Genomic DNA, 23,701 nt, shown 5'->3' with positions numbered 1-23,701 from the left:
CATAGGCAAGTCAAGTAAAGCCACTGCGGGATAGCCATGCAGCAAAAAGCCCCGTTCCCAATGATTTGGAAAACGGGGCTTTCCTATGATGCATAGACACGGATAACCGTAATTAATCGCCAACGACCGACGAGTTCGTCAAGGCATCCACTTCGGCTGAAATCCCTTCGGCCAAACGGCGGATGGCTTCCCGGTCGACCGCCTGGTCATAAATTCGCAGAACGGGCTCCTGAACTTCTCTGATTGTGGCCAGCAGGGCGATCGCTTCCTTCATCGAGCGGGAATAGCGGCCGCGAATTTCGGCGATCTGATCCTCAAACCGTTCGTCGGTTCCCGCCGTAATCGCCAGCTCGTAAACATCGAGAATTTCGTCGCCCTCACGGCTCGGAAAATGCTCATGGGGCGCCGTGCTGTCAAAGATCGCCAGGCTCTGCTGCGGAAAAATAATCATGTCCAGGCTGTTCGGATCAAAGCCGCAGTGATAAATTTCCGTGTCGACCCCTCGTTCCTCCGCCGCTTTAGCAAGGCGTTTAAACAGCGTCGATTTGCCTGAACCCGGGCGGCCTTTGACGAAGACGCGCTTCTCGAGGCCATCCGTTAAATTTAGAACATAATCGACGGCCCCTTCACAGGTAGCCGCGCCAAGGAAGCGGTGAACGGCATGGGCACGTCTGGGCCGGATCGGAACGAGATGTTCTTCCGCCCACTCTTCGGCAAGCCGGTCCATGACGGCCCGGTCCAGATTCTGGATATAGAATGCTTCCCATTCATCATGGATCCGCAGCGTTTTTTGGAACGTATCGTAGGCTTCGCTGTAGAGCGCGCTCGTTTGCCGTTCGGCTTCTTCCATTTCGCCGGCATGCTCGTTCAGCAGCTCCGTGGAAATCGCATCCTCCAGATCGATTATGCGGATTTCGGTTCCTTCAAGAACCGGATCGGCGCTCCAGGCGTTGCCGTCGACAACCCCGATGCCGATATCCTTCAGGATGAGGCCTTCCAGCCAGTCTCGGTTCAATGGATGATGAATATAGTGAAGGCTCCAGCCCTTTTGGCTCCATGCTTCCGCAAGCTCCGAGAGAAATGCCGAGACCGCCGTCCCTGCCCGGCCCTGCAGTACGAAGACCGTATCCAAACCGCTCAGCACCGAATCAAACAGCGTATATAAACCGTCCGCCGTATTTCCCCTCGCAAAATAATGCTTCACTTGATCCGCCATACGGGTCAACACTCCTTTGTCGTCCGAAAATGTTTACATCCTATGTTATGCATGGCGGCAGATCTGTGTGAATGCCTAGGGAAAACAGGTTAAGGCTTCGCAGTTCTCCAGTAGTCATAAGCGTGAACAACGTTTCCGGAATAGGACGGCGAGTCGGCCAGCAGCCCAGGCAGCTTCGCGAGTTCTTCCTCCATGTAGGCGGATCCTTCCTCGGCAAAAGTAATATGGTTCCCTTCCCCGCTGTCCTTCATTTCGACAGAGATGAGAATCGGCTTGCCAAGCTCATTGGCAAAGGCGATCTCTTCCTTGGAGACGGCTGCGATCCCGTTCGTTCCTCCCGCCGTATCGCGGAATGCCATCAGGGATACAAAATCCATCTTGTCGATCATCCACTTGCTGATGGATTCATCCGTGCCGGGGACCTTGTATTTGTCCAGCCAAACGGCCAAATCCATGCTGGCCTGCAGATTCGAATCCTTTTTGATTTCCTGGACAAAAGCGCTCAAATTCCCTGTCCATTCCTCAAGGAGGTGGTCCGGATCCTTTCTCCATTCCGGCAGCACGTACGGCTCGATATCTAGATGGATACCGTGGAAACGCTCGTCCCCTGCCACCTCCTGGTTATATTTCTTCACATAATTCACCAGTTTCATCATCTTCGGCCGGCTCTCCGTCAGTGCCCAAATCGGGTGACCGCCCATGGCGTGAACTTCGATGCCAGCCGCCGAGGCTTCCTTCACAAACGAACGATACGCTTCGACCGGCTGTTGAAGGTCCAGGCGGACGAACAGCCAGTTCAGCTTCTTCTCCTTGGCAAATTCGATAATTTCCTGGCCATGTTCCATGACCTGATTGGCTTCCCATACGTAGGTGCCGCGCACCTGCTTATCCCTGTCAACCGGATCCGGGTCCGGCACTTGGCCGTCCGAAGGTGTCTCAGGTTCCGGATCTGGATTAGGTGCGGGATCCGGTTTGGTGCCTCCCGGCTCTCCGCCGTCCGGCATGTTCTCCCAGTTGCGGAAGTCGTGAATCGCGATGCCACCATACGAGGTATAGGATTCCAGCGCGCCCGACAGCGATACAAGCGATTGATCCATTTCGCTTTTACCGATTCCGTAGAAGGACGTATGTTCCTCACCGGGCATTTGCTTCGTATTGACGGCCACGAGGACTTTGGTGCCGAGCCGCTGGGCGGATTCCATCTCGTCCCTGGCCAGTTCCACGATGCCGTGTTCCGAATCGACCGTATTGCGGTAAGCCAGAACGGTCACATGGTCAAAAGACTTCATAAACCATTCGTTCAGCTTCTCGTCGCCTTGGCCCGGGACGGTATACCCGTCAAACCAGAACGGGAGATCGATCCCGAGGTCCAGCTTGGAGCCGGATGCGTGCGCTGCATCCAGGAACGCTTGTATATTATTGATCCATGTCCCGATGACGCCTTCCGGGTCCGTGCCCCATTCCGGAAGAACATAAGGTTCGATGTCCAAATGGATGCCGTCGAATTGGGCTTCAGATGCTTCAGCGTTGTTGTAATCGTTTACCCAATCCACCAAACCCACAAGCCGGTCACGGTGCTTGGTCTGAGCCCAACCCGGGTCTCCACCGAGCGCATGCACGGCAATGTTGTCAGCATGAGCATTTTTTATGAAAGCTTCGTATTCGCTTGCCGGCATGTCCCGATTAATCTGTAAGTAAATCAAGTTGATTCCTTGGTTTTGAGCAAAGTCAAGCAGGTCCTTCCCGCCATCCTCGATCAGCTCCGTCTGCCATACCCATGTGGCTTTAACTGGTTCGGACGGGGACGAAAACCCCATCAGCAGCCAAGCCGAAAGGCACATCAGCGCGGTCAGCAGGATTCGAGAACTTTTGACAATCATAATTTCCCTCCATTCCTATAGATCTCTAGTAGAACGGAGTAATTATAGCATTGATGTCGAAAAAAGAGATGAGCCCAAGTCCTTATTAGGCTGGGCTCACCTCGGGCACCAGGTTTCCCGACTGCATAGAAGGAACTAAATTCTCCAGTTAATTTTTTCCTTTAACAAGGCTAAAGAGAAAAATTGGAAAGGATTAGTACCTTTTGATTAGTCGAAAAGTTACGGTTCATATATCATTTTGCGGGTCATGCCCCCATCGACTACGAGGTGGGTCCCGGTTACAAATGAATTGTCCGGATCTGCCAAATATAGACAGGCACGGGCGATATCATCCGGTTTGCCTACTCGTCCCGCCGGATGCTGACTGTGGTCCTCCTCCCGCAGGGCGGAGTAGTCACCCGTTTCGATCCATCCCGGGCTGATGCAGTTGACACGGACCCCGTCCTGCCCAAGGGAGACGGCCATCGCATGGGTCAAGGCCACGATCGCCCCTTTGGAGGCGGCATACGCCTCGGAATTCGGCTCCGACATGAGTGAACGGGTCGACGCCATGTTCACAACGGATCCATGAATCCCCTTCTCCTTCATGATCCGGGCCGCTTCCCTGGTCGCCAGAAAACAGCTGCGGACATTGGTGTTCAGCACGTCGTCCCATTCGTCCACCGTCAGATCGTACGGCGACTTCCAGCGTGACACGCCGGCATTATTGATCACGACGTCGAGTCTCCCGTATTCGTCCAGCGCCGTCTGCATCAGCCGCTTGATATCCGCTTCGCTTCGCACGTCGCACGGGCAGAACACGGCTTGTCCCCCGTCCTGGCGGATGGAGGCGGCAGCTGCCGCACCTTTCTCCTCATGCTGATCACCCAGGACGACCAGCGCGCCATGTCGGGCAAAAGCCCGGGCAACCCCTTCTCCGATTCCCTGCGCCGCCCCGGTCACCACGACGACTTCTCCTTCGAATGACATGACCATTCCTCCTTTAGATCTAATCTCGATGTCTCTATTTAACCTTAACGCAGCCGGGGAATCAAGAAACGTCCGTGCTGCACGACGTCCGCGCAAATCAAAAAAAAAAAAGCGCCTCCGGCAGAGCGATCTGCCGAAGACGGATCCATTTAATTCTTTGGATTCGTGTTCCGAAACTATGGGTTCATCCTCCGAAAAGCGCCCGGGGTGCCTTCTTCTCCGGATACACGCATGTAGCGCTGAAATCCCAGGTATCTCGTTCCCTGGAAGGTAAGACGGCCGGCGTCGCCCTCGGCGCATAAACCGTACTGTTCGCCGCTGACCGTAAACTCCATCCGGTCGCCGCTCTCCACTTCGAAAGTAAGGTAATAGGTCGTTTTCGTATAGCTGGATAGATGGTCATTGGTATCTTGATGCTGATGATGGCTGACCTGACTGCGTTTGCTGACAATCCGGGAATCCACGGTGAGCAGGGGCTGCTTGTTGTTGCGCCCCCACTGCAGAATACCTTTTCCGGCAGACAGTACAATAATTCCGATAACAACGACAAAAAAGATCGGCATGACCTTTCCGAAGAAATCGAACATCCAGAAAGACGTATCTCCCATGCTCTTCCCCCTTCCATCCACCAGCTTCAAGCTTCACAGTGACACGCATAGCATGGTCATTAACAGTATATGCGTCCATTTGAAGAACTTGATGCCAATCTTACGGGATCAGAGCACTTTCCATGTAATTCCCCCATCAATCGTCTGAAGGAGCCGCGATCGCATTTCGTCATTTTTCATAACGAGCATCCAGCCGACGCGCTGGGAGCTGAACTGCAGCTTACCGACCTCGGGATATTCCTTTAATATACTGGTCAGCACGCGACTTGCGGGCAGCGGCATCCACGTCTTCCCTTGGTCTTCGGTGTGATACACTAGATTGCCGACCAGAGCCCAGCCTTGTGTAGAATTAATAAATGAAGGACGAAGCGACTGGTTTACGCCCTTATTCCAACCCAGGTTAAAAGGGGTGAAAGTCCAGGTCTGGCCTTGGTCCGTCGTGAAAAAGCCGTTGTATTTAGCTGAATCGCCGACCTGGCAGCCGACCGGAATCCAGCCTTCCGTATTGGACGTATCGAAAAATTCCGGGCTTGACGGAATAAATCCGCTGCAGGACGCCAGCTTGTCCCGGTTAAAAAACGCCGGTCCTTCACTCCACTCGCCGCCCCCATCTTGTGTACGGTACAGCTTCGGCACCCCAAGCTCCTGAATCATCGCAAAGCCTTTTGACGGGCTGGTAAAGGTCATGCCCATCGCATAGCCGAGCGGCGGAATAGCGCCCTGCGTCGACGTCTGATTGCTGCTGATATAATTATGCATCACCATTTTCCATTTGGCTCCGCCGTCTTCGGTTTTATACAGCGTTTTATCCTGTTTGCCTGTCGATGATTCCGCGGTCAGCATAATCCAGCCGACATGATTGGAATCGAAAAAGATCGAGGTCACCCTGTTCTTGTCCGGGATGGAGGCCACTTTCCAGGAACCGCCTCCGTCCGACGTGTGCAGCACGATCGTCTCCGACGTGCCGGAAGCGCTGCGGACCAACCAGCCGTTCATCCGGTCCTTGAAATACAGGTCTCTTCCATATTTTAAATTGTCGGGAAATTGTACATTGGAAGCCGGCGAGATGTTGACCCACGTTTTTCCGTTGTCTTCCGTGAGGTACATCCGCAGTTCATTTCTCGTCAGTCCCCACGCGATACCCGTCGTCCCGCTTAGTAGCTGGAAATCCGTCAAGCGGGTCTGTATTTGGTATTGGGATGGATCTTCCGCAGCGGCCTTGGCTGATTCTGTCGGCACCACGGTCAGTGTTTGCCCCAGCTCCGCAGGCTCGGGATTCGGGACAGGTACAGACGCGGGTTCTTCCTTCTCTGATGTGCAGGCAGAGAGCAATAAACAGAACAGGAGACCCATGCCCGTCCATTGTTTCCACCGTTTCATTCTCATTCCTCCTTCGCTGAGGACCCTTACAGTCAAGTCATCTTCTAAAATAAATATTATAACATAAAGAGGTGCTCACGCCAGTCGGATACGACTGGTATGCAATGGTACACAAAAATACCCGGCATCCTCATGAAGGACACCGGGTATTGTTTACTGGTATGATCGCAATGGATCAGCGAACCACTTTCACGCGCTCCGCAATCGGCTGGAACTCCTTGTCCCCTGCCGGCGCCGTCGGTTTGCCGAAAGGCATTTGGGCGATCAGCTTCCAGGATTCGGGAAGGTTCCATTCACCCCGGACACGCTCGTCGATCAGCGGGTTGTAATGCTGAAGCGAAGCGCCGAAGCCTTCAAGCTCAAGCGCTGTCCATACGATCAGTTGCACCATCCCCGAGGTTTGATTGGACCATATCGGGAAGTTTTCGCTGTAGGCGGCGAATTGGTCCTGAAATTTACGGACGACGTCCATGTCTTCATAGAATAATACGGTACCGTAGCCGCTGCGAAACGAACCGATCTTTTGCTCGGTCGATTTGAACGCCTCCGGGTTGTTGACGACCTCGCGCAAAATATCTTCCGTAATATCCCACAAGCGGTCATGATTGGACCCGAGCAGAACGACCGCGCGGGAGGTTTGGGAGTTGAACGAGGAAGGCGCATGCTTGACCGCGTCCTCCACGATTTCCTGAATACGTTCATCGGTGGTCACGTTCTGTTTGCTGATGGTATAGATGGAACGTCTTCTTTTCAGTGCTTCGATAAAATCCTTGGGCATCGCTCTTTCTTACCTCCTTGTTATATATCTGGCGACAATGTGCCTGGACCAAGGAAATGAACTTTGGCCGTTACCGGTTAACTTTCCCAGCCTGCTTTTTTAATATGCGGACCCCCTGGGATTGTTTGCATCAAAAAGGCAGGCCCATCCGCTGATATCACGAATTGACCTGCCTGTTACTTACACGTTGTTCCGTGCTTCGGTTTCAATGGTACGCTTCATAACCTCTGCCCCCCGGTCGACCCGGATCTGAATTTCCGCCGCCAGCTGGTCGGGCAAAAAATCCGTAATCCACACGAGGCGGCACCGGCTCCCACTGTCTTCGAGCACTTGAAACGAAGCATGATGATGCTGCAGCGGCATTTTCGTTTCCACCACCGCATAAGCCATTCTTCTCTGCTCATCATCCCGAGTGACGATCAGTTCTTTCACAATATTGCCGTTGCTGAAATGGATCAGCCGGTTCACCCCGTCAAAATGCGTCTCAGCCGTGTAATCAGGCACGAACCGCTTATGCACTGCGCCGACATCACGGACGACGTCCCAAACGAGTTCCGGAGATGCTTCGATCCAAATTTCTTTATAAATCGTTGCCATCTCAGCATCCGCCTCCATTCCATGGTTGGGCCGACTGAACATTCGATGAAACGAATTGTACGAATGAACCCGGATGAATCCGGATGTATCGGCTGATCCGCTGCATGGTGTCGTCGAATGATTTGAATTGTTCATATAAAGGAGAGATTTCTGAATGAGGGATCGCGGCATTCGTGCGCGAAAGGGGGACATGTCCTTCGATCGCTTCCTTGGCTTCGTCCAGCAACCGAATGAGTTCGGTTTCGCCAAAAAAATGCAATCCGCCTTGAACGCCCTGCCAATATCCAGGCTTATCAAGCAAATACCGGATCCAGGCTTGGAAGTCCGGTTCCGAATGGCATGCTGGGTACAGCAGCCTGATCATGAACACCTGCTGCTGATCCGGATGAAGCGAACGAATCACACTTGCCTTATCGGCGCCCTCTTTTCCCTGCAACGCACTGACTGCCGGGTCGGTACAAGCCAAAACAAGCTCTGCATCGGTTAAAGCATCAAATGCCTGCTTCTTCATTTCCACTAATTTCAAAATATCACTCTCCTTGCCTTCATTTTATTTTTGACTGATTAATAAGTCAATATTAAAATCAAAAAAAACATCAGCCTCCTTTGATCAAGGAAACCGATGAATCTACAATTTGATGGAGCATCCCGGTCAGTTTTATTTTGACCTCGGCATCCGGCATCCCTTGGGCTTCCATCTCCTGCTTTGATTGATCCAAATAAGCCATCCCCTGGCTCACCGAACCCCAAAACTGCATCGCCATCAAGTGTGCGTCACCCTTCCGGATCTCTCCTTCCGCGATGCCTCTGTCAATTGTGCGGGTCATCGGGAGCATAAATCCCTTCACCCAATCAAACGGTGAGATCTCATCCGGCGTATAGAGGAAATGGATATCGTGACTGATCCGCATGTAAAAACGGGACATCACCGGATTTTCCAGAACCCGTTCGCAAACGATTCGCGTATAGGTTTCGAGCAGCTCCAGCACGGGAAGATCCTGTGCAAAAAATGCATCGGTATAGCGCCGGGATTCCTCCATCATGTGCTCATACAGTGCTCTGAACAGGTTTTTCTTATTTTTAAAATAATAGAATACAAGTCCGTGGGCGAGCCCGGCCCGATCCGCAATGTCGCTGACTTCCGAAGCCGCATACCCCTTCTCAACATACACACGCATGGCTGCCTGCAATATTTCCTGCTGCCGCTGCCTGCGGATTTCCTCATTTTGTTCTTTGGTGCGCGGAGACATGATACGTCCACCTTTTCGTTGGCTTAGATAGATTGAACTAAAGTATTTGCATTTGAACATCCTTTGATAACGGCCAAATATGCCTATAACATTCATTTCTTTAGTTCATTCTATATAGATACTAGTCGAAATTATAGGAGAAGCATACCGGGTTGTCAATTTGCCGGCCATCGGCGGCAAACTGAAAAAGCCTTAGGGCTGATTCAGCTCGAAAAGGGTTATATCCCCCCCGCTGCTCAGCCGCAAGGCTTTTTCGCAAGCAGTGATAAACTGCTTTAATTTTATCGTTTTACCCAGGCCCGCTCCAGGTTCATTTCCTGAATGCATTCCTCCGTGTCGTGCGTGTCGTTGTCGATAAGCGGCGTGACCGCGTATGCATGCATCTCTTCCGCCGAATGGGTACGCAGAATGGGATCCAGCGCGTCCAGATCCATCGTACTTTCATCCAGCCAGCGTTCCATGTCCCCGGGAGACAGAATCGCCGGCATCCGGGCGTCGAATTCACCGATCAGCGGATTGGCATCCGTCATGACCAAGGTACAGGTGCGCAGCGGCTCTCCACGCGTATCCCGCCAAATTTCATACAATCCGGCCACCCCGAACATGCTGCGGTTTTTCATCACTACACGGACGGGATAAGACTTCTTGCCTTCCCTCTTCCAATAATAAAATCCGTTGCAGGGGATCACGCAGCGCTGCTTGTCCACCATTTTCCGGTAACTGGGGTTCTGGTGCACATTCCGAAGGTCCGCATTGATCGCGTCTTTTCCCCAATAGGGGATAAAGCCCCAGCGGAATTCATCCAGAATCCGCGCCCCGTCCTGCTGGAGCACCACCGGCATATGCTGCGTCGGACTGATGTTGTAGCGGTTTTTATAGTAATACATCACCCGTTCGATTTGAAAATGCTCCTGAACCTCCGGCAGCTCGGCGGCCATGGAAAAACGTTGACACATGAAGCATCAGCCTCCCTTTATCCCGTATTGTTTGCCATTGGAGGGAAATTATTCATGTGCCTGCCGCTTCACAACAAAAAAACGGCCCCCTTCGTGGAGGGAACCGTTTTGACGCTTGTTTACTCGGAAAACACTGTCGGAGTCTCGGTCAGGTTCTCGCGTGATTTTTCTTTCCTCGTCTTTCTATAAAGCAGCCGCTTCCCGGCCGCCCGAAGCTATCGGGCTGAAGCAGCTCGATCGGCAGATCGCTCGAGCTCTATAGATTACGCGTGATCAGCTGGTCGCGTTTAGGCCCCACGGATACGTATTTTACTTTCACCCTTGCGGTCACTTCGATGATCTCAATATATCGCTTCGCCGCCTCAGGCAGCTCTTCAAAGGAACGAATGCCGGTAATGTCACAGTTCCAGCCCTTGTGATGCTGCAGAACCGGCTTGGCCTCATCCAGCTTCGCGCTCACTGGAAACTGGTCGGTCACCGTCCCGTCAGCCAGCTGATATCCAATGCATACAGGGATTTGGTCCAGGTACCCGAGCACGTCCAGGTTCGTTAACGCGATCTCGGTGGCTCCCTGAATCATGCAGCCATAGCGGGTTGCTACCGCATCGAACCAGCCCACGCGTCTCGGACGTCCGGTTAATACGCCGTATTCGCCCGCATCGCCACCGCGCCGGCGCAGCTCCTCGGCTTCTTGGCCTGCCAGCTCGGTCACGAACGGGCCGGCACCGACGCAGCTCGAATAGGCTTTGACCACCGCCACCACTTGGGATATGGCATACGGCGGCAGGCCGGCACCAACCGGCGCGAATCCCGCTAACGTTGAGGAGGACGTGGAGAACGGGTAAATGCCGTGATCCGGGTCCCGCAGCGCTCCCAGCTGCCCTTCCAGCAAAATGCCTTCTCCTTTGCGGTAGGCCTCATTCAGCATTTGGGCCGTATCGCACACGAACGGACGAATCTTCTCGCCCTGCTCCAGTAATGCTGGCATGAGATCCTCCGGAGTTAGAGACTGATGACCATAAAGATGTGTCAGCAGAACATTTTTGGCTTCCAGCATCTGTTGCAGCCGGCGCCGAAGTCTTTCTTCATCGTACAGATCGGCCACCTGCACGCCGAGCTTGGCGTATTTATCGGCGTAAAACGGAGCAATCCCCTGCTTCGTCGATCCAAAGCTCCGTGCCCCCAAGCGTTCCTCCTCCAGCTCATCCAGCAGTCGGTGAATTGGCAGGACGACCTGCGCCCGATCCGATATGGCCAGTTTCGGTTCAGGAACGCCTCTTGCCAGCAAAGCTTCCCTTTCGCTCACCAACACGTTTACGTCCAGCGCCGTTCCAGTTCCAATCACGTTCGTCACATGCGGATAAAATACGCCGGAAGGCAGCATATGCAGTCCGAACTTCCCGTATTCGTTAATAATCGTGTGCCCGGCATTGCTTCCGCCCTGATATCTCACCACGTAAGATGATTTGGCTGCCAGCACGTCCGTCATCTTGCCCTTTCCTTCATCGCCCCAGTTGGCTCCAACAATCGCTGTTACGGTCAATGGTTTGGCCTCCTCTTGTTTTCCTTTACAGCGATCATTATAATTTGGATTAGTTACATAAGTAAAATTGATATTAATAATGATCTATATAAATTGAGGTAATGACGATGAATATTCAAATGGAATGGTATCGTGTATTCTACTGGACGGCCAAGCTTGGCAGTTTGACAAAAGCGGCCGAGCAGCTGCATATTACCCAGCCTGCGGTCAGCCATACGTTGAAGCAATTGGAAGGTGCTCTTGGCGGGGCTTTATTTTTCCGGACAGCAAAAGGAGTCACGTTAACCGCAGAAGGCGAAGTGTTGTACAGCTACGTGGAACAGGCCATGCAGATGCTGGACATCGGGGAGAAAAAGATGGCCGAGATGCAAAATCTGCTGCTTGGGGAAATCCATATCGGAGCGAGCGACACCTTGTGCAAACACTACCTGCTGCCATGCCTCGAACAGTTCCACCAGCAGTATCCGGACATCCGGGTGCACGTCACGAACCGGACGACGCCAGAGACGATCACCTTGTTAAAAGAAGGAAAAATCGACTTCGGGATCGTGAATCTGCCTGCGGACGACCCCAAAATCGATTTTCGGCCAAGCGCTCCCCAGCAGGACTGCCTTGTCGGGCATCCGAAGTATGCGGAATTGGCACGGCAGCCGCTGCCTTTGGCGGAGCTCCACCAGTACCCGCTGCTGCTTCTGGAACCGGGTGGGAGTACGCGCCGATTTCTTGACAGCTACGCCGGGGCGCACGGCACGACCCTTCATCCCGAATTCGAGCTTGGCAGCCTCGATCTCTTAGTCCAGTTTGCCCAGAGCGGATTTGGGCTCACCTTCATTACGCGCCAATTCATCACCGAAGAGTTAGCCTCGGGCAAGCTGGTAGAAATCCCTTTGACACCTCCAATTCCACTTCGGCACATCGGGATTGCGACGCTCAAAAACGTTCCTCTTTCGGCTGCATCCAAACGGTTTATCGGCTTTTTGTCGTAGCTGAAAATCGGAATGCTGCCTGAGATACCGTTCACGGATGAGCAATGATGGATCCGCTCCCGGATTTAAGCATCCATCGATTCCCGCCGGAGCAGGCGAAAGCCGAAATCGCGTCCGAACAAGGGCGACAGTGCCTGCCACAGCATGCCGATCCCGGCCTCTATCCGTTCCATGTTTTCGGAATCGCCGACATCCACCGGATCCAACCCGATGTCGCGGGACAACCGGGCAACCGTATCCTTTGCTTCGGCATCCTCCCCGCTGATATAAACGGTGGCATTGCCCTCCTCGTATCGGGGCTGGGCAAGCACTTCCCAAGTAAGGGTATGGAATGCCCGGACAACCCTGGACTCTTGCGCCAGTCTACGCACCTCTATATCTGCCGACTGCCCGTCGAAACGGTTTGTGCAGTTGATCAAAATTTTGCCGGCCAGAGCTCCGGCTTCCGCCAGCACCCTTTCCACTTCGTCCGCCATTACGGCCAGCAGGATGACTTCGCCAAAAGCAGCCGCTTCCCGCACGGTTCCCGCCTGTGCCTGAGGGCCGGACTCCTGAAGCAGAGCTTGAATTCGCTCATGATGCGGATCCCGAGTGCCGAACATCACCTCATGCCCCTCTGCGGCCCATTTTTTCCCGAGCGTTCCACCCATGTGTCCCGTTCCGATCACACCTATTTGCATGGTCATTCTCCTTTGCGATGGATAGATTGAGGGGGAGCAAACCCCTCTCTCAAGCATTCTAATCGCTGGAGTCGTCTCCAGCGCAAGTCATGACATCAACATTTTTAATCCGGGTAACCTCTTGCCCTATTCAGACGTCTTAGATAAAAAGGAGTGAACTTTGTATGAAAAAGATCATTGGCGCGATCACTATGGCATGCTTGCTCATGTCAGGCTCGTCCGCTTACGCGGCTGTTCCGGACAAGGTATATATGGAAAACGTAGAAGTCCCAAATGCAGCACCTGTGCTGAAAGACGGGCGGGTGCTGGTCCCCTTGCGTACCTTAGCCAATTCCATCCATGCGTCGGTATCCTGGGATGCCAAAACCCAAACAGCGACCGTCCGCAAATGGTCGGAGAAGGTTGTGATTCCGCTTGGTAAAAACGCAGCTGTAGTGAAACAGGGAGATTGGTCGACCAAAATCAAGCTGGATGTGCCTATGCAGAAAATTCACAATCAAATGTATGTACCGCTGCGCTTGTGGAGCGAATGGCTGGGTTACCGTCTGGAGGTAAAGGGCATGACGGTATCGTTTCAGTCCCCGCTGAATCCGATGCAGCTGGAGGTGCTGAATTCAGGTGACCTGGCCGACGCCCGCCGGATGATGCTCGATATGAACAGTCGCCTGCATTATGAGCATGAAGCCTTGAGCAGCGAGCATACTTCCGAAGGGTTCAGCACCATCCTTCTCTTCCCTCAAGGGGTGGGCACCAGGTATTACGTCATTTCCGACAACCTGGTGTCTAGGATCGAGTTAAAAGGTGGTATGCAGATCGTCACCTGGCAGGCTCATATCTCGCCGGGCGTGAGACCAGCAGAGGAGCTGTTTGCACAGCAGAAATTTACGGATGCAACCGGACCGTTACCCTGGAAGGATACGACCTATTTTTATTACCGTGAAGGCAGCATCGTGAACATCAATACGTATACGGTGGGACGTCTGGATCCGGATGGAAAGCTGAACAAGCTGGCATATAAGCTGACGCAAGACGGGGAGATTCGGGAGCAGTCCGGAACCCTTACTCTGAAACTGCCTGATGAGGTCCGGACAGATGTGAAGAAATGATCGCTGTAATAAGCTACATGTAGGTATTCAAGCGCGGTCTCTAATGCAAAAGTGCACCTAGCTCAGCCATTCTGCCGAATTTCAGCTCGAATGATCTAGTTAAGTGCACTTTTGCTTTTAAATCATATTTTGAAGCATCAATATGTGGCCTTCAAGATTTTTGCGGTACTCCTCACCAGCCGGGTAAAAATACAAAGTCTTGAAAAAGTTCATGACATTCGTTCTTGAGCGAAAAAAGTATAACGTGGCTCCCTCATCAGCATGAATCCGAACTAGATCATGAGCGATTCCTTGCAGCCACAGGCCGAGATTCACTTCTCCGCTATCTTTTCGATGAAGTAGAGCTATTAAAACTTGGATCAATCTTTCGTCCTCGTCGTCTGAGTAAGCGTAGCCTTTGAACAGGGTTTGACCCACAACATTTAATACTCGCCAACCTGACCCATCAACAGGACTAAGCTGATGTCTTACGGCCGCTGCCAATAAATCAGCCCCATGTGCTATCGCGTGAGCCCAACCTTTCCCTTCCACATATCCTCTCGTATCCTGCTCCATTTCGAGATACTGGCAGACCCGTTCAAGGAGCCTGCTTACGGTATCTTGGTCAAGTCGGACATCATTCTGGTCTTTCTGTAATACAGCTGCAGCAGCAAGTGCCGAAAATGAACGTTTAAACACCGAATCTGTGCATACTTCACCAATTTGATAAAATAAATGATTATCATCAAAAGCTTTAGTCAGAATGTGCTCCAGTTGGTCTTCGTTAAAAAAATCGTTATGTATCCATCGGGCTAATGTTGCTTATAAAAGCACGTCTCGAAGCCGGGGATCAGTCGCACCGATGTTCTCCAGCATAAAGGAGATCGTTTCATTGGCCAATTCACACGTCATCGACTCCTTTGATATGGCTATTAACTCCTCAAGCCGCCTTTTCAACGCTACCTCCTCCCCACTTCCACCACAGACAAAATAACCTCTGCCATCTGTTCTTCGGACATAGTCCGCTGCTCCCGCGCCCACTGAATAGCCGGACCAAAAATAGCCCAGCTAACGGCCCTTGCCCGTGCCTTAAGCTGCAATGGATCATTAAGCGGATATCCAGGATCATTCCTCATCAACCCTGAGATATAACGGGTTAGTTCTTCATGGATGGTCTCCTCCAAAATTGAAACCGGTACCCTGCTGGATGGCTGCCTGTGGCTATATTTACCCTCAAAGCACTGAAGAACGGCAATCACGATCTTCCGTGCTGTTTCGCGGTTCCACGGAGAATTCGGCGAAACGGCATTCATCAGCAGCTTGCCGAAGTTGTCCCGGATGACATGTTCCAGGAGCATATATTTATCCGTGTAATGGATGTAAAACGTCCCCCGGCTCACATTCGCCCGCTCCGTGATGTCCTGTACACTCATAGCGGAAAAGCCCTTTTCCCGGATCATTTCGACGAAACCTTCCCGAAGCAGCTGACGTGTGCGCTCGATTCTGCGATCACCATTTTTATCAGTGGATGCCATATCTATCCCTCCCATAGTTGGATATCGTTCATGATCAATGACCTACTGCTGAACAATTCTTCCTTACTGTTCAAAACTGAACACTGGCTGCGATTTGTATATGGTTCACTTCCTTGCGTCGATCTAAAATTATCATATCTCATCGGACTTCTGCGAAGAAAGGGGTATCGCCTTATGTTCTTGTGAATATCTACGTTCAACTATGAAAGGGGAAATTTAATGGTGGAAGAATATGCAGCGAACACAAAGCATGAAGCACAAAGTGATCTTGGCGGCAGATTCAACAACGCTATAACAGAACTGGTTGAAATCACCACGGCATACTTTTGGAATGGGCGGTCCCAGGAGGCGCTGCACATCCTGAATCAGCTTCTCCCGATCACCGGCATCCGTGAGGCGCAGCACCTGCGTCTTCCGATTTTGCTGCAGCTTGGCAAAATACAAGCCAATGAATATGTCTACACCAACGTCGATCCGGAACCTATGTTTTCCGTGTTGCATGAAGCCAGGCGGCTCGCTGAGCAATCCAATGACCGAAAAGGCCTGGCTGATGCGCTAAGTTCCCTTGGTGCAGCCCACTATTTTGTTGAACTGAATGCGAGCTCAACGATCGAGAGCACCACAGAACAATATAGGGAGGCTCTGAATTACCATGAGCAGGCATTACAGCTGAGGGTCGAGCTTCAGGACAACCGCGGCATAAGCGAATCGTATTTTCAAATCGGTACCGTGTATGAACGCTGGCAAAAGAAGGAGATGGCCCTGAATTATTACGCCCAGGCAGCCCGAATCGCTGAGGAGCATCATTTTCCGTTAGAGCAGAGCGAGCCTGCCCGCCACTTTGCTTTCCATGCGTTTCAATCCGGAGACCTGGACAAAGCGTTAAGGTTTGCACAGCAAGCTTTATTCCTGCGAGAAACAGCAGGGTTCAAGCCCCATCTTCCGCTGGATCATTTGCTGCTGAGTGACATTTACCTGAAACGCGGCCAGATCGAAACGGCTCGGCAGCATGCCGAAACCGCCACCCGCTTGGGAGAGGAAATGGGATATCTAAGAACGGTGTCCTCCTCCTGCCTCACCCTCGGCGATATTGAACTCGCTCAACAAAGGGTTGATGCCGCTCGTACCTATTATGAAAAAGCTCTCTGTTTAGGGCATGAACTCAAGCTCCCACTGTCCGTTCACAGAGCAGAGGAAAGGCTGGAACAACTGAGCGATCACACGTGAATCCCTAAGCGGAATTCCAGTAAATGTATGGTATACTGTTTTAAAAAACGAAACGGGGCGGCCGATTGATGACAGTATATATCGCACTGCTGCGGGGCATTAACGTTGGCGGACATAATCTGGTGAAAATGACCGAGCTCAAGAAAATGTTCGAGGACATGGGCTTCCACGATGTCAAAACGTATATTCAAAGCGGGAACGTCTTGTTTAAAAGCGATGAAGAGCCGCATGGACTGAAGTCCAAAATTGAGCAGTTTTTGGAAAAGGCGATCGGCAAGCCGGTATCGGTCGCCCTGAAATCTGCGGAGGAAATGCAGCAAATCATCGCGGGATGTCCATATGACGCCTCTGCTTTGGGCGAAGGTGAGAGCATCCATGTCTCTATTCGCACCACACAGCCCAGCCAGGAAGCGCTGGACAAGCTGGCGGCCTTAGACAAAGGCGGAGATGACTTCCACACCGACGGCGATGTCGTGTACCTGATGCTTCGGCAAAGTATCCGGGACTCCAAGCTTGCCGCGAATTTGTCCAAGGCTGACGCTCCGGCTACGTCGCGAAACTGGAATACGATGAATAAGCTGAACGAGCTGGCCAAAACGTTGTAAGCAGCCAGCTGCCCGTCCACTGGAAATCTATCTAACGAAGAAACTATCACGCCGGAAACATCCCGCTTTACTTAAAAAGCAGGCAAAGGAACGTTCCCGCTCCGTTGCCTGCTTTTTCACGTCTAGTGACATAGACCCGGCAAGTAGACTCGGCCTTGCCCATCTAAATACAAAACGCAACGTTTACCCCTTCGTACCTCCCTGCAGCCCAAACCCTTTGGACATAAACTGCTGCGACAAAATATACAGCACGACCGACGGAAGCGCATAAAGGACGGAGAATGCCGCCAGCTTGCCGTAATCAGCCATGCCGTATTGGCCGAAAAACTGATACAGCTTGAGCGACGCCGGAAAGTTTTCCGGAGATTGCAGCAAGATGTAAGGGACGAAGAAATTGCCCCAGCTTCCAGAGAACGTAAAGATGGCCACGGTGCAGATTCCGGGGATCATGAGCGGGGCTACAACCTTGCGAATGCCGGTGAACACCGACGCGCCGTCGACCCATGCGGCCTCCTCCATATCGTTCGGCACGGAATCCATGAAGTTTTTCAGCATCCAAATGCCGTACGGCATCGAGGAAGCGACATAGAACAGAATGACGCCAAAGATGTTGTTGTACAGCTTCAGGCTGAGAAACAGCTGATACACGGGAACCATGACCGCCGTAATCGGCAGCGAAGTCATGAACAGAATGGTCAGCATAAACGGTTTCTTATATTTCATTTGATACCGGGACAGCGGATAGGCGGCCAGCAGACCGAGAATGACAACGATGACGGCTTGGCCGAGCGACATGAAGAGACCGATCAGAAAGGCGCGCTGGTTCTCGCCGTTCGTGATCACGTCGCCGTAATTGGCCCCCGTGAGCCGGGTTGGCATTTTGAGCGACTGCATCGCATTGGGATCGACGGACGCGACCAGCACCCACAGCAGCGGAAGCAAAAAACAGATCCCGATGACGGTAAGGATCAAATACGGCAGAATACGGTAGATGAGATTGCGTTGTTTCGCGTTCATACGAAGTCTCCTTGTTTATTGCTCTTTCATCGAGCGGATGTAGAACAGGCTCAGCACGATGCCCAGCAGGAGAAGCAGCAGCGATATGGCCGTGCCGTACCCGAGCTGGTAATTGACGAAAGCCTGGTTGTACATAAAAATCGGCAGCGTCGTCGTCGACGTTCCCGGTCCCCCGCCCGTCATCGCATAGATCAGGCCAAAAACGCCCAGCGTCTGCAGCGTGACGAGCATCATATTGGTCAGAATGGTGTCCTTTATGTAAGGGATGGTGATCCGGAACAAAATTTGCAGCCGGGAGGCGCCGTCGACGACGGCCGCTTCTTCGATCTCCGTCGGCACGTCGTCGAGTGCAGCCTGAAATACCAGCATCGAAAAGGCGGTGCCATGCCAAATGTTCGCTAAAATGATAGTCAGCATCGGTACGGTATAAAGCCAGGTCACATCGGAAATCCCGACGAAGGAAAGAATGGCATTCAGCGTCCCTTCATCGCCGAAAAAGCTGTATAAACACAGCGCGCAGACGATTTCCGGCGTGACCCATCCAGCCAATACGATGGTGCCGATGACCCGGCGAAACAGCCGGTTTTTGTGCTTCATCAAGAGCGCAATGATAAATCCGAGCACCTGCTGGCCGATGACAGCCGAGCCGATCAGGAAGATCAGCGTGTTCCAAATGCTCACCCGGACCGTGGGATCATGGAACATGCGGACATAGTTGTCGAAGCCGACGAATTTCAGTTCCTTGGCCGCTTCGCCCGTCAACGCTAGGTTGGTGAATGAATAGAAAAACGTTAACAGAATCGGATAAATGAAAAACACGAGCATGATCGCGATTGAAGGAAGCAGGAAATAGAGCCATGTATACGACTTTCTTTTTTTGTACACCGAAGATACGGTCAAACTGCTCATTCAGGTTACGTCTCCTTCCCCTAAGCTGAAAATAAAACCGCTTGCCCACGCGCTTTTCCCGCTGGAAGCAGCAGCATGAGCAAGCTTTGATACGTTACTTCTCTACGATATGGTCCTCACCGACAATCCGGGTTACGTCCTGCGCGTATTTCTTCGCAGCATCCGCAGGAGAGGTTCCGGTGGCGACGCTCTCGACCATCGTCTGGATCTGCGTGGACACTTCCGGATATTTGTCCTGCGCCGGTCTGAATTCGGCATGCTGCAGGTATTCCGTGGCGATGCCGTTAAACGGCTGAGCCGTATATTCGGGATCCTTGGCGACGTCCGCACGGACGGTAATGTTGCCGGAAGCGATGACCAGCTTTTTCGTGTTGTCCTTGTTCAAAGCGTACTTAATGAAGTCCCATGCTTCGTCCTTATGCTGCGCGTTGCTCGGGATCGACAGTGCCCAGCCGCCGGCGAGCGTGATGGAACCCGGATCCTGGCCTTTGCTGGTCGGCATCGGGGCAAAGCCCAGCACGTCTTTATACTCCGGCCAAGGCGCAGCACCGGTATCAAAGTAGTTGCCTGTAATCCACGATCCGTCGAGCGAAATCGCCAGCTTGCCTTTTGGCAAATATTCGCGGGACGCGGTGTTGCCCGCCTGGCCGTTCAGCACTTTGGACAGCGGAGGTCCGAGCTTCTCCTTGTTGACCGTCTGGATGAAAGTCAACGCGTCGATGATGCCCTGGCTCTTGGTGATCCATTTGCTGGTATCGTTGTCATAGAGACGCTCCCCGGTGCCGTACAGCAGCATTTCGTACGTTTGCATCGAGGTGGCTTCCCCTGTCGCCTTGCCCATGTTCATCCAGATCGGCACGATATCCTTCGTTTTCTCTTTGATCGTCCGGGCCGCGTTCAGCACGTCGTCCCACGTTTTTGGCTGCCAGTCCTCGGGAAGTCCCGCCTGTTTGAAAATCTCTTTGTTGTACCACAGTCCACGCGAATCGGTGTTGTACGGTACTCCGTACACCTTGCCGTCGCTGGCCGTAACCCCTTTTTTCATCGCCTCGATAAAGGAGCCGTTCGTCCAGTCCTCCCAAGCCTTGACTTTGTCATCCAGCGGTTCCAGGTAGCCAGCACTGGCATCGGAATTGAGGATAAACGTATCCTCCGTAACGATATCCGGAGCGGTATCCTTAGACTTCAGCGCGAGAGCCACTTTGGCAAAATAATCCCCTTCGGACGCCTGAATCGGTGTCGGCTTGATTTCCACATCCTTGTTCGGATACGATTCGGACAGCTCTTTCAGCCATTTGTAGAACGTACCTTTCTCCCCGATTCCGTCGTCCCGGTAAGTGATCGATATCGTCGTTTTCGTCTTGGCGGTTCCTTCGCCTGAAGAATCCGTATTGCCGGTAGTCGTGGTCGTAGTCGTATCCGTTCCCGGCTCCGCCGTCTTCGTGCCGCCGCTGTCGCTTGAGCAGCCTGCCATCGCCACCGTTAACGCGCAGAAGAGCGCGGTGGATCCGAGCAGCCATTTCTTTTTCCCTTTGACCATGCTTGCCCCTCCTTTTTGATGTAAAGCCTTGGGATCTCTGCCTTGAAGCCTTGGAGTAAAGCGCTTTACTATGTATGTGTATTAGCATTTCAGGTTTTCATAACAACATATTTTGGGGATGGCCGGACAGAACCATTTCACTTACAGAACACCTGCAAATCTCTTCGACCTCCGCTTTCAACAAACCAATCCGCTGCTGCATCAACCAATTCAACACCTTCTCCCATTTCCGCGTATTGCACACCCGCTGCACGAATCATTGATTGCCACCAAATGTAAGCGATATCTATAATGGGCAAGAATTTTAGTTGACATTTCAAAAAGAGAAGGATGCTTGAGAAGAAGTAACGTCTGTTGAAGTCGTAAGCGGCTGGCTGCGATCGATTGCGATATGGTATACAACTAACAGCTTTCGGAGGGGCTGTTTGTCTTGGTGTGAGAAGCTATACGGGATCAACAAAAAGACTGCCCTTACCCGGGCAGCCTCCTATCTCGAAGTTATATTTTATCCACATGCAGCAGCTTGATTTGCTTGACCTCGTACGTATTCTCCAGCCTCTCTTCCGGGATAACACGCAGGCGGACCAGACTGGAAATTTTCGATCCGTCCGCTTTGGACATCAGCCGCCACAAATCCGGGTCCGGCAGCGCTTCGTACAGCTTCTGGTCGTCGTATTCCTTGCGGATTTGAGATACCAGCTTCACCTTATAGGCTCCAATCTCCAGCTGATCGGCCTGCTGCGTTTCACAATAGGCGGTAATTTCTTCGCGAAGCTGCTTAAGCTCCTGCTCCGTTTCTCTCTGCCGCTGCTTCAGCAGGTAATACCTGTCTACGATCTTGTCCATCTTCCCACTCCCTTCTACCTACACCATATGTGCGCTGAAGCGGTTTTAGGATCGATTTTGCATCGCGGACGCGCCCATGGTACTGTGGGAATATCATACAAACGGGGAACGGATGAATATCCCATTTATTTGTATTGTTACTATGAAAATGGAAGGCTGGCTCATCATATGCCCAAACTGGATTACATGCTGTCGCTGCTGTGGCTTTTGCGGTCGAGGGGTAAAATGACGGCGGAACAATTGGCCGAAGCGTTGGAAGTCAGCGTACGCACCGTCTACCGGTACATCGACCTCCTATGCCAGAGCGGCGTTCCGGTCGTCGCGGAACCGGGTCATGGGGGCGGATTCACGCTTCCGGACTCCTTTCGGGAGTCGCCGTTGTTTTTTGACACCAATGAAATGAAAGCGATGGCTCACAGCGCGCGGATCGCTTCCCAGGCAGGGTATCCGTTTGCGGACGCTCTGGAGCATGCGCTCGATAAAATCAGCCACCGGCTGAATGAGGACCAAGGAGAAGAATTAAGGCGCCATCAGGCCGGGCTGGAAGCCGTCCCCTATTCAATTAGCCGGGAGATTAAGCGGTTACTTTCCGACCTTGAAGAAGCGGCCGCCCATTCCCGTGTGTGCTGTATTCAATATGCCAACACGACTGGGGATGCTGAGCGAATGCGCCGCATCCACCCCTACCGCTTGGCTTACCGGACGAACCGTTGGTATGTCGCCGCTTACTGTGAGTTGCGGGGTTCCGTCCGAATGTTTCGCGTCGACCGGATCGAACAGCTGAAGGTAACGGATGAAACGTTTGCGAGGCCGGAGGATGTTACGTTTACTGATCTGGCCAGGGATACTTTGGCCGGTCAATCAAAAACGGACGCATCCTGGGTTACGGTGCGAATTGGCGGCGATTCGGATGTTTTGGAGTCCATCGGGAATCAATATTTCGTGCAGCCGTTTCTGACCAAACACACGGACCGGGAGCTTCGGTTTGAAATGCCGCCCTCCGTGATGCTGACCTATATGCCCCACCTTCTTCTTTCCTTCGGTACGCTGGTATCTGTGCTGGAACCATCCCTGCTGGGAGAACGGATTGCCGAACTTTGTCACGAAATTGCCGAACATCATACAAGCCCTAAACTTCCCTGACAATCTAGCTGTCAGGGAAGTTGTCGTAAGATGCGGTTATCCTGTAATACAAGAAAGGAGTATAACCTTATGAAACTGGATAACCGCAAGCTGGATTTGACCAAAGTGAACCCCTCGTATTATTCCGCCCCTCAAGTCCCGCAAAAATGCTATTTTGATGAGATCCCCTACCTCACGATCGACGGCGAAGGCGATCCAAACGGACCAGGATTTGCTGAAGCGACCGAAGCCCTCTACACCGTAGCTTATGGCATAAAAGGGATGTGTAAACAGGAGGATCAGGATTTTACCGTGGCAAAGCTCGAAGGACTCTGGTGGGCAAGGTCCCATTCCGGACAAGACGCCATGTACGCTTCCAGGGAGGATTGGATGTGGAAGCTGCTGATCCGGATGCCGGACTATGTATCGGCCGAACGATTCGAAGAAGCCCGGTTGCTGGCAGTGAACAAGAAACCGCATCTTGCCCCCCTTCGCTTCGTGAGCTTCGAACGCCTGTATGAGGGCGATTGTGTGCAGATGCTGCATGTCGGTCCGTTCAGTGCCGAGCCGGAAACGATCCGGCAGATTTTCGAGTATATTGAGGCCCAGCGCCTGACACCAAAGGGGCGGCATCACGAAATTTATTTGTCGGATCCGCGCAGAACACCTCCCCATAAAATGAGAACCATCCTGCGGCATCCTGTCATCCAGCAGGAGAACTGATCAGGTCCCCTGAGCCCTGTAGGGGGGCTTTTCGATCCTCTTGGCCTCCCGTCTCATGGGAGATCAAGAGGATTTTTGTCTTTCGGCCTTTCGCATTTCCCTCTTTCTTTAGTCCTACGATAACGATTCTATAAACCTATCTAACCGATGGGATAAGGCAAAAAATATCCGTTATGCCACAGAAAGCGCCGTTTTGGAGCATTTCGACACCTCTGCTCGACAGCAAACGCCCACCCTGCCCAAAGTACC

The 23,701-nt window shown here is 52.4% G+C and carries 24 protein-coding genes; 6 read left to right on the top strand and 18 right to left on the bottom strand.

What is annotated here, in order from left to right; translation table 11 throughout:
* Positions 1–112 precede the first annotated feature (112 nt).
* From IAE55_RS28555 to IAE55_RS28505, 11 genes are all read right to left on the bottom strand, one after another.
* Entirely contained in the window at positions 113–1,216 is a 1,104-nt protein-coding gene (locus IAE55_RS28555; RefSeq protein WP_200634535.1) for a hypothetical protein, read from the bottom strand.
* 89 nt (positions 1,217–1,305) lie between these two features.
* Positions 1,306–3,096, bottom strand: coding sequence for a hypothetical protein (locus IAE55_RS28550; RefSeq protein ID WP_200634534.1), 1,791 nt, complete (start codon positions 3,094–3,096; stop codon positions 1,306–1,308).
* Between the two features lie 219 nt (positions 3,097–3,315).
* The gene (locus IAE55_RS28545) at positions 3,316–4,065 is read right to left on the bottom strand and encodes an SDR family NAD(P)-dependent oxidoreductase (RefSeq protein WP_200634533.1); all 750 of its coding nucleotides are present in this window, start codon (positions 4,063–4,065) and stop codon (positions 3,316–3,318) included.
* Positions 4,066–4,241: 176 nt separating this feature from the next.
* The gene (locus IAE55_RS28540) at positions 4,242–4,673 is read right to left on the bottom strand and encodes a DUF2500 domain-containing protein (protein ID WP_200634532.1); all 432 of its coding nucleotides are present in this window, start codon (positions 4,671–4,673) and stop codon (positions 4,242–4,244) included.
* 108 nt (positions 4,674–4,781) lie between these two features.
* Positions 4,782–6,053, bottom strand: a complete 1,272-nt coding sequence (locus IAE55_RS28535) for a WD40/YVTN/BNR-like repeat-containing protein (RefSeq protein WP_200634531.1) — start codon at positions 6,051–6,053, stop codon at positions 4,782–4,784.
* Between the two features lie 175 nt (positions 6,054–6,228).
* Positions 6,229–6,831 (bottom strand): nitroreductase family protein, encoded by a 603-nt coding sequence (locus tag IAE55_RS28530; protein WP_076171583.1) that lies wholly within the window; start codon positions 6,829–6,831, stop codon positions 6,229–6,231.
* 180 nt (positions 6,832–7,011) lie between these two features.
* Positions 7,012–7,428, bottom strand: a complete 417-nt coding sequence (locus IAE55_RS28525; RefSeq protein ID WP_200634530.1) for an SRPBCC family protein — start codon at positions 7,426–7,428, stop codon at positions 7,012–7,014.
* Between the two features lies 1 nt (position 7,429).
* On the bottom strand, positions 7,430–7,954 hold the full coding sequence (locus tag IAE55_RS28520) for a hypothetical protein (protein ID WP_200634529.1): 525 nt from the start codon (positions 7,952–7,954) through the stop codon (positions 7,430–7,432).
* A 70-nt stretch (positions 7,955–8,024) separates the two neighbouring features.
* Positions 8,025–8,678 (bottom strand): TetR/AcrR family transcriptional regulator, encoded by a 654-nt coding sequence (locus IAE55_RS28515; RefSeq protein ID WP_200634528.1) that lies wholly within the window; start codon positions 8,676–8,678, stop codon positions 8,025–8,027.
* Between the two features lie 281 nt (positions 8,679–8,959).
* Positions 8,960–9,634, bottom strand: a complete 675-nt coding sequence (locus tag IAE55_RS28510) for an SOS response-associated peptidase (protein ID WP_105442337.1) — start codon at positions 9,632–9,634, stop codon at positions 8,960–8,962.
* 256 nt (positions 9,635–9,890) lie between these two features.
* Positions 9,891–11,177, bottom strand: coding sequence for an adenylosuccinate synthase (locus IAE55_RS28505; RefSeq protein ID WP_200634527.1), 1,287 nt, complete (start codon positions 11,175–11,177; stop codon positions 9,891–9,893).
* Positions 11,178–11,284: 107 nt separating this feature from the next.
* Here IAE55_RS28505 and IAE55_RS28500 point away from each other — a divergent pair, with 107 nt between their 5' ends.
* Complete coding sequence (locus IAE55_RS28500) at positions 11,285–12,163, top strand: LysR family transcriptional regulator (RefSeq protein WP_200634526.1); 879 nt, start codon at positions 11,285–11,287, stop codon at positions 12,161–12,163.
* Positions 12,164–12,228: 65 nt separating this feature from the next.
* On the opposite strand, the gene IAE55_RS28495 is transcribed toward IAE55_RS28500, so the two are convergent.
* Entirely contained in the window at positions 12,229–12,843 is a 615-nt protein-coding gene (locus tag IAE55_RS28495) for an NAD(P)-binding domain-containing protein (RefSeq protein ID WP_234489941.1), read from the bottom strand.
* A gap of 164 nt (positions 12,844–13,007) precedes the next feature.
* Between IAE55_RS28495 and IAE55_RS28490 the strand changes: the two genes are divergently transcribed.
* Positions 13,008–13,949: a copper amine oxidase N-terminal domain-containing protein gene (locus IAE55_RS28490; RefSeq protein WP_145158962.1), complete on the top strand. Its 942-nt coding sequence runs from the start codon at positions 13,008–13,010 to the stop codon at positions 13,947–13,949.
* A 117-nt stretch (positions 13,950–14,066) separates the two neighbouring features.
* Here IAE55_RS28490 and IAE55_RS28485 read toward each other — a convergent pair whose 3' ends face one another.
* Both IAE55_RS28485 and IAE55_RS28480 read right to left on the bottom strand, forming a co-directional pair.
* Positions 14,067–14,651: a DUF2785 domain-containing protein gene (locus IAE55_RS28485; RefSeq protein ID WP_325168698.1), complete on the bottom strand. Its 585-nt coding sequence runs from the start codon at positions 14,649–14,651 to the stop codon at positions 14,067–14,069.
* A gap of 236 nt (positions 14,652–14,887) precedes the next feature.
* Positions 14,888–15,463 carry a TetR/AcrR family transcriptional regulator gene (locus IAE55_RS28480; RefSeq protein ID WP_186381910.1) on the bottom strand — a complete coding sequence of 192 codons (576 nt, stop codon included), beginning with the start codon at positions 15,461–15,463 and terminating at the stop codon, positions 14,888–14,890.
* A gap of 219 nt (positions 15,464–15,682) precedes the next feature.
* Here IAE55_RS28480 and IAE55_RS28475 point away from each other — a divergent pair, with 219 nt between their 5' ends.
* Both IAE55_RS28475 and IAE55_RS28470 read left to right on the top strand, forming a co-directional pair.
* Positions 15,683–16,690: a tetratricopeptide repeat protein gene (locus tag IAE55_RS28475; protein WP_200634523.1), complete on the top strand. Its 1,008-nt coding sequence runs from the start codon at positions 15,683–15,685 to the stop codon at positions 16,688–16,690.
* 68 nt (positions 16,691–16,758) lie between these two features.
* Positions 16,759–17,295 carry a DUF1697 domain-containing protein gene (locus IAE55_RS28470; protein ID WP_200634522.1) on the top strand — a complete coding sequence of 179 codons (537 nt, stop codon included), beginning with the start codon at positions 16,759–16,761 and terminating at the stop codon, positions 17,293–17,295.
* Between the two features lie 183 nt (positions 17,296–17,478).
* On the opposite strand, the gene IAE55_RS28465 is transcribed toward IAE55_RS28470, so the two are convergent.
* The 4 genes from IAE55_RS28465 to IAE55_RS28450 all read right to left on the bottom strand — a co-directional run bounded on the left by IAE55_RS28465 (position 17,479) and on the right by IAE55_RS28450 (position 21,607).
* Positions 17,479–18,312 (bottom strand): carbohydrate ABC transporter permease, encoded by an 834-nt coding sequence (locus IAE55_RS28465; RefSeq protein WP_116229976.1) that lies wholly within the window; start codon positions 18,310–18,312, stop codon positions 17,479–17,481.
* Positions 18,313–18,327: 15 nt separating this feature from the next.
* Positions 18,328–19,221 carry a carbohydrate ABC transporter permease gene (locus IAE55_RS28460; protein ID WP_089547803.1) on the bottom strand — a complete coding sequence of 298 codons (894 nt, stop codon included), beginning with the start codon at positions 19,219–19,221 and terminating at the stop codon, positions 18,328–18,330.
* A gap of 94 nt (positions 19,222–19,315) precedes the next feature.
* Complete coding sequence (locus IAE55_RS28455) at positions 19,316–20,761, bottom strand: ABC transporter substrate-binding protein (RefSeq protein WP_200634521.1); 1,446 nt, start codon at positions 20,759–20,761, stop codon at positions 19,316–19,318.
* Between the two features lie 498 nt (positions 20,762–21,259).
* Positions 21,260–21,607: a hypothetical protein gene (locus tag IAE55_RS28450; protein WP_105442327.1), complete on the bottom strand. Its 348-nt coding sequence runs from the start codon at positions 21,605–21,607 to the stop codon at positions 21,260–21,262.
* A gap of 168 nt (positions 21,608–21,775) precedes the next feature.
* On the opposite strand from IAE55_RS28450, the gene IAE55_RS28445 reads away from it, so the two are divergent.
* A complete protein-coding gene (locus IAE55_RS28445) occupies positions 21,776–22,750 on the top strand; it encodes a helix-turn-helix transcriptional regulator (RefSeq protein WP_200634520.1) in 975 nt (324 codons plus the stop codon).
* A 69-nt stretch (positions 22,751–22,819) separates the two neighbouring features.
* Positions 22,820–23,452, top strand: a complete 633-nt coding sequence (locus tag IAE55_RS28440; protein WP_200634519.1) for a GyrI-like domain-containing protein — start codon at positions 22,820–22,822, stop codon at positions 23,450–23,452.
* The last annotated feature ends 249 nt before the right edge of the window (positions 23,453–23,701 follow it).

The sequence above is a fragment of the Paenibacillus sp. S28 genome, from assembly GCF_016624415.1.
Lineage (GTDB): Bacteria > Bacillota > Bacilli > Paenibacillales > Paenibacillaceae > Paenibacillus_AQ > Paenibacillus_AQ favisporus.
The sequence above is the reverse complement of the archived record's forward strand: the minus strand, read 5'-3'. Positions and strand labels throughout refer to the sequence as shown.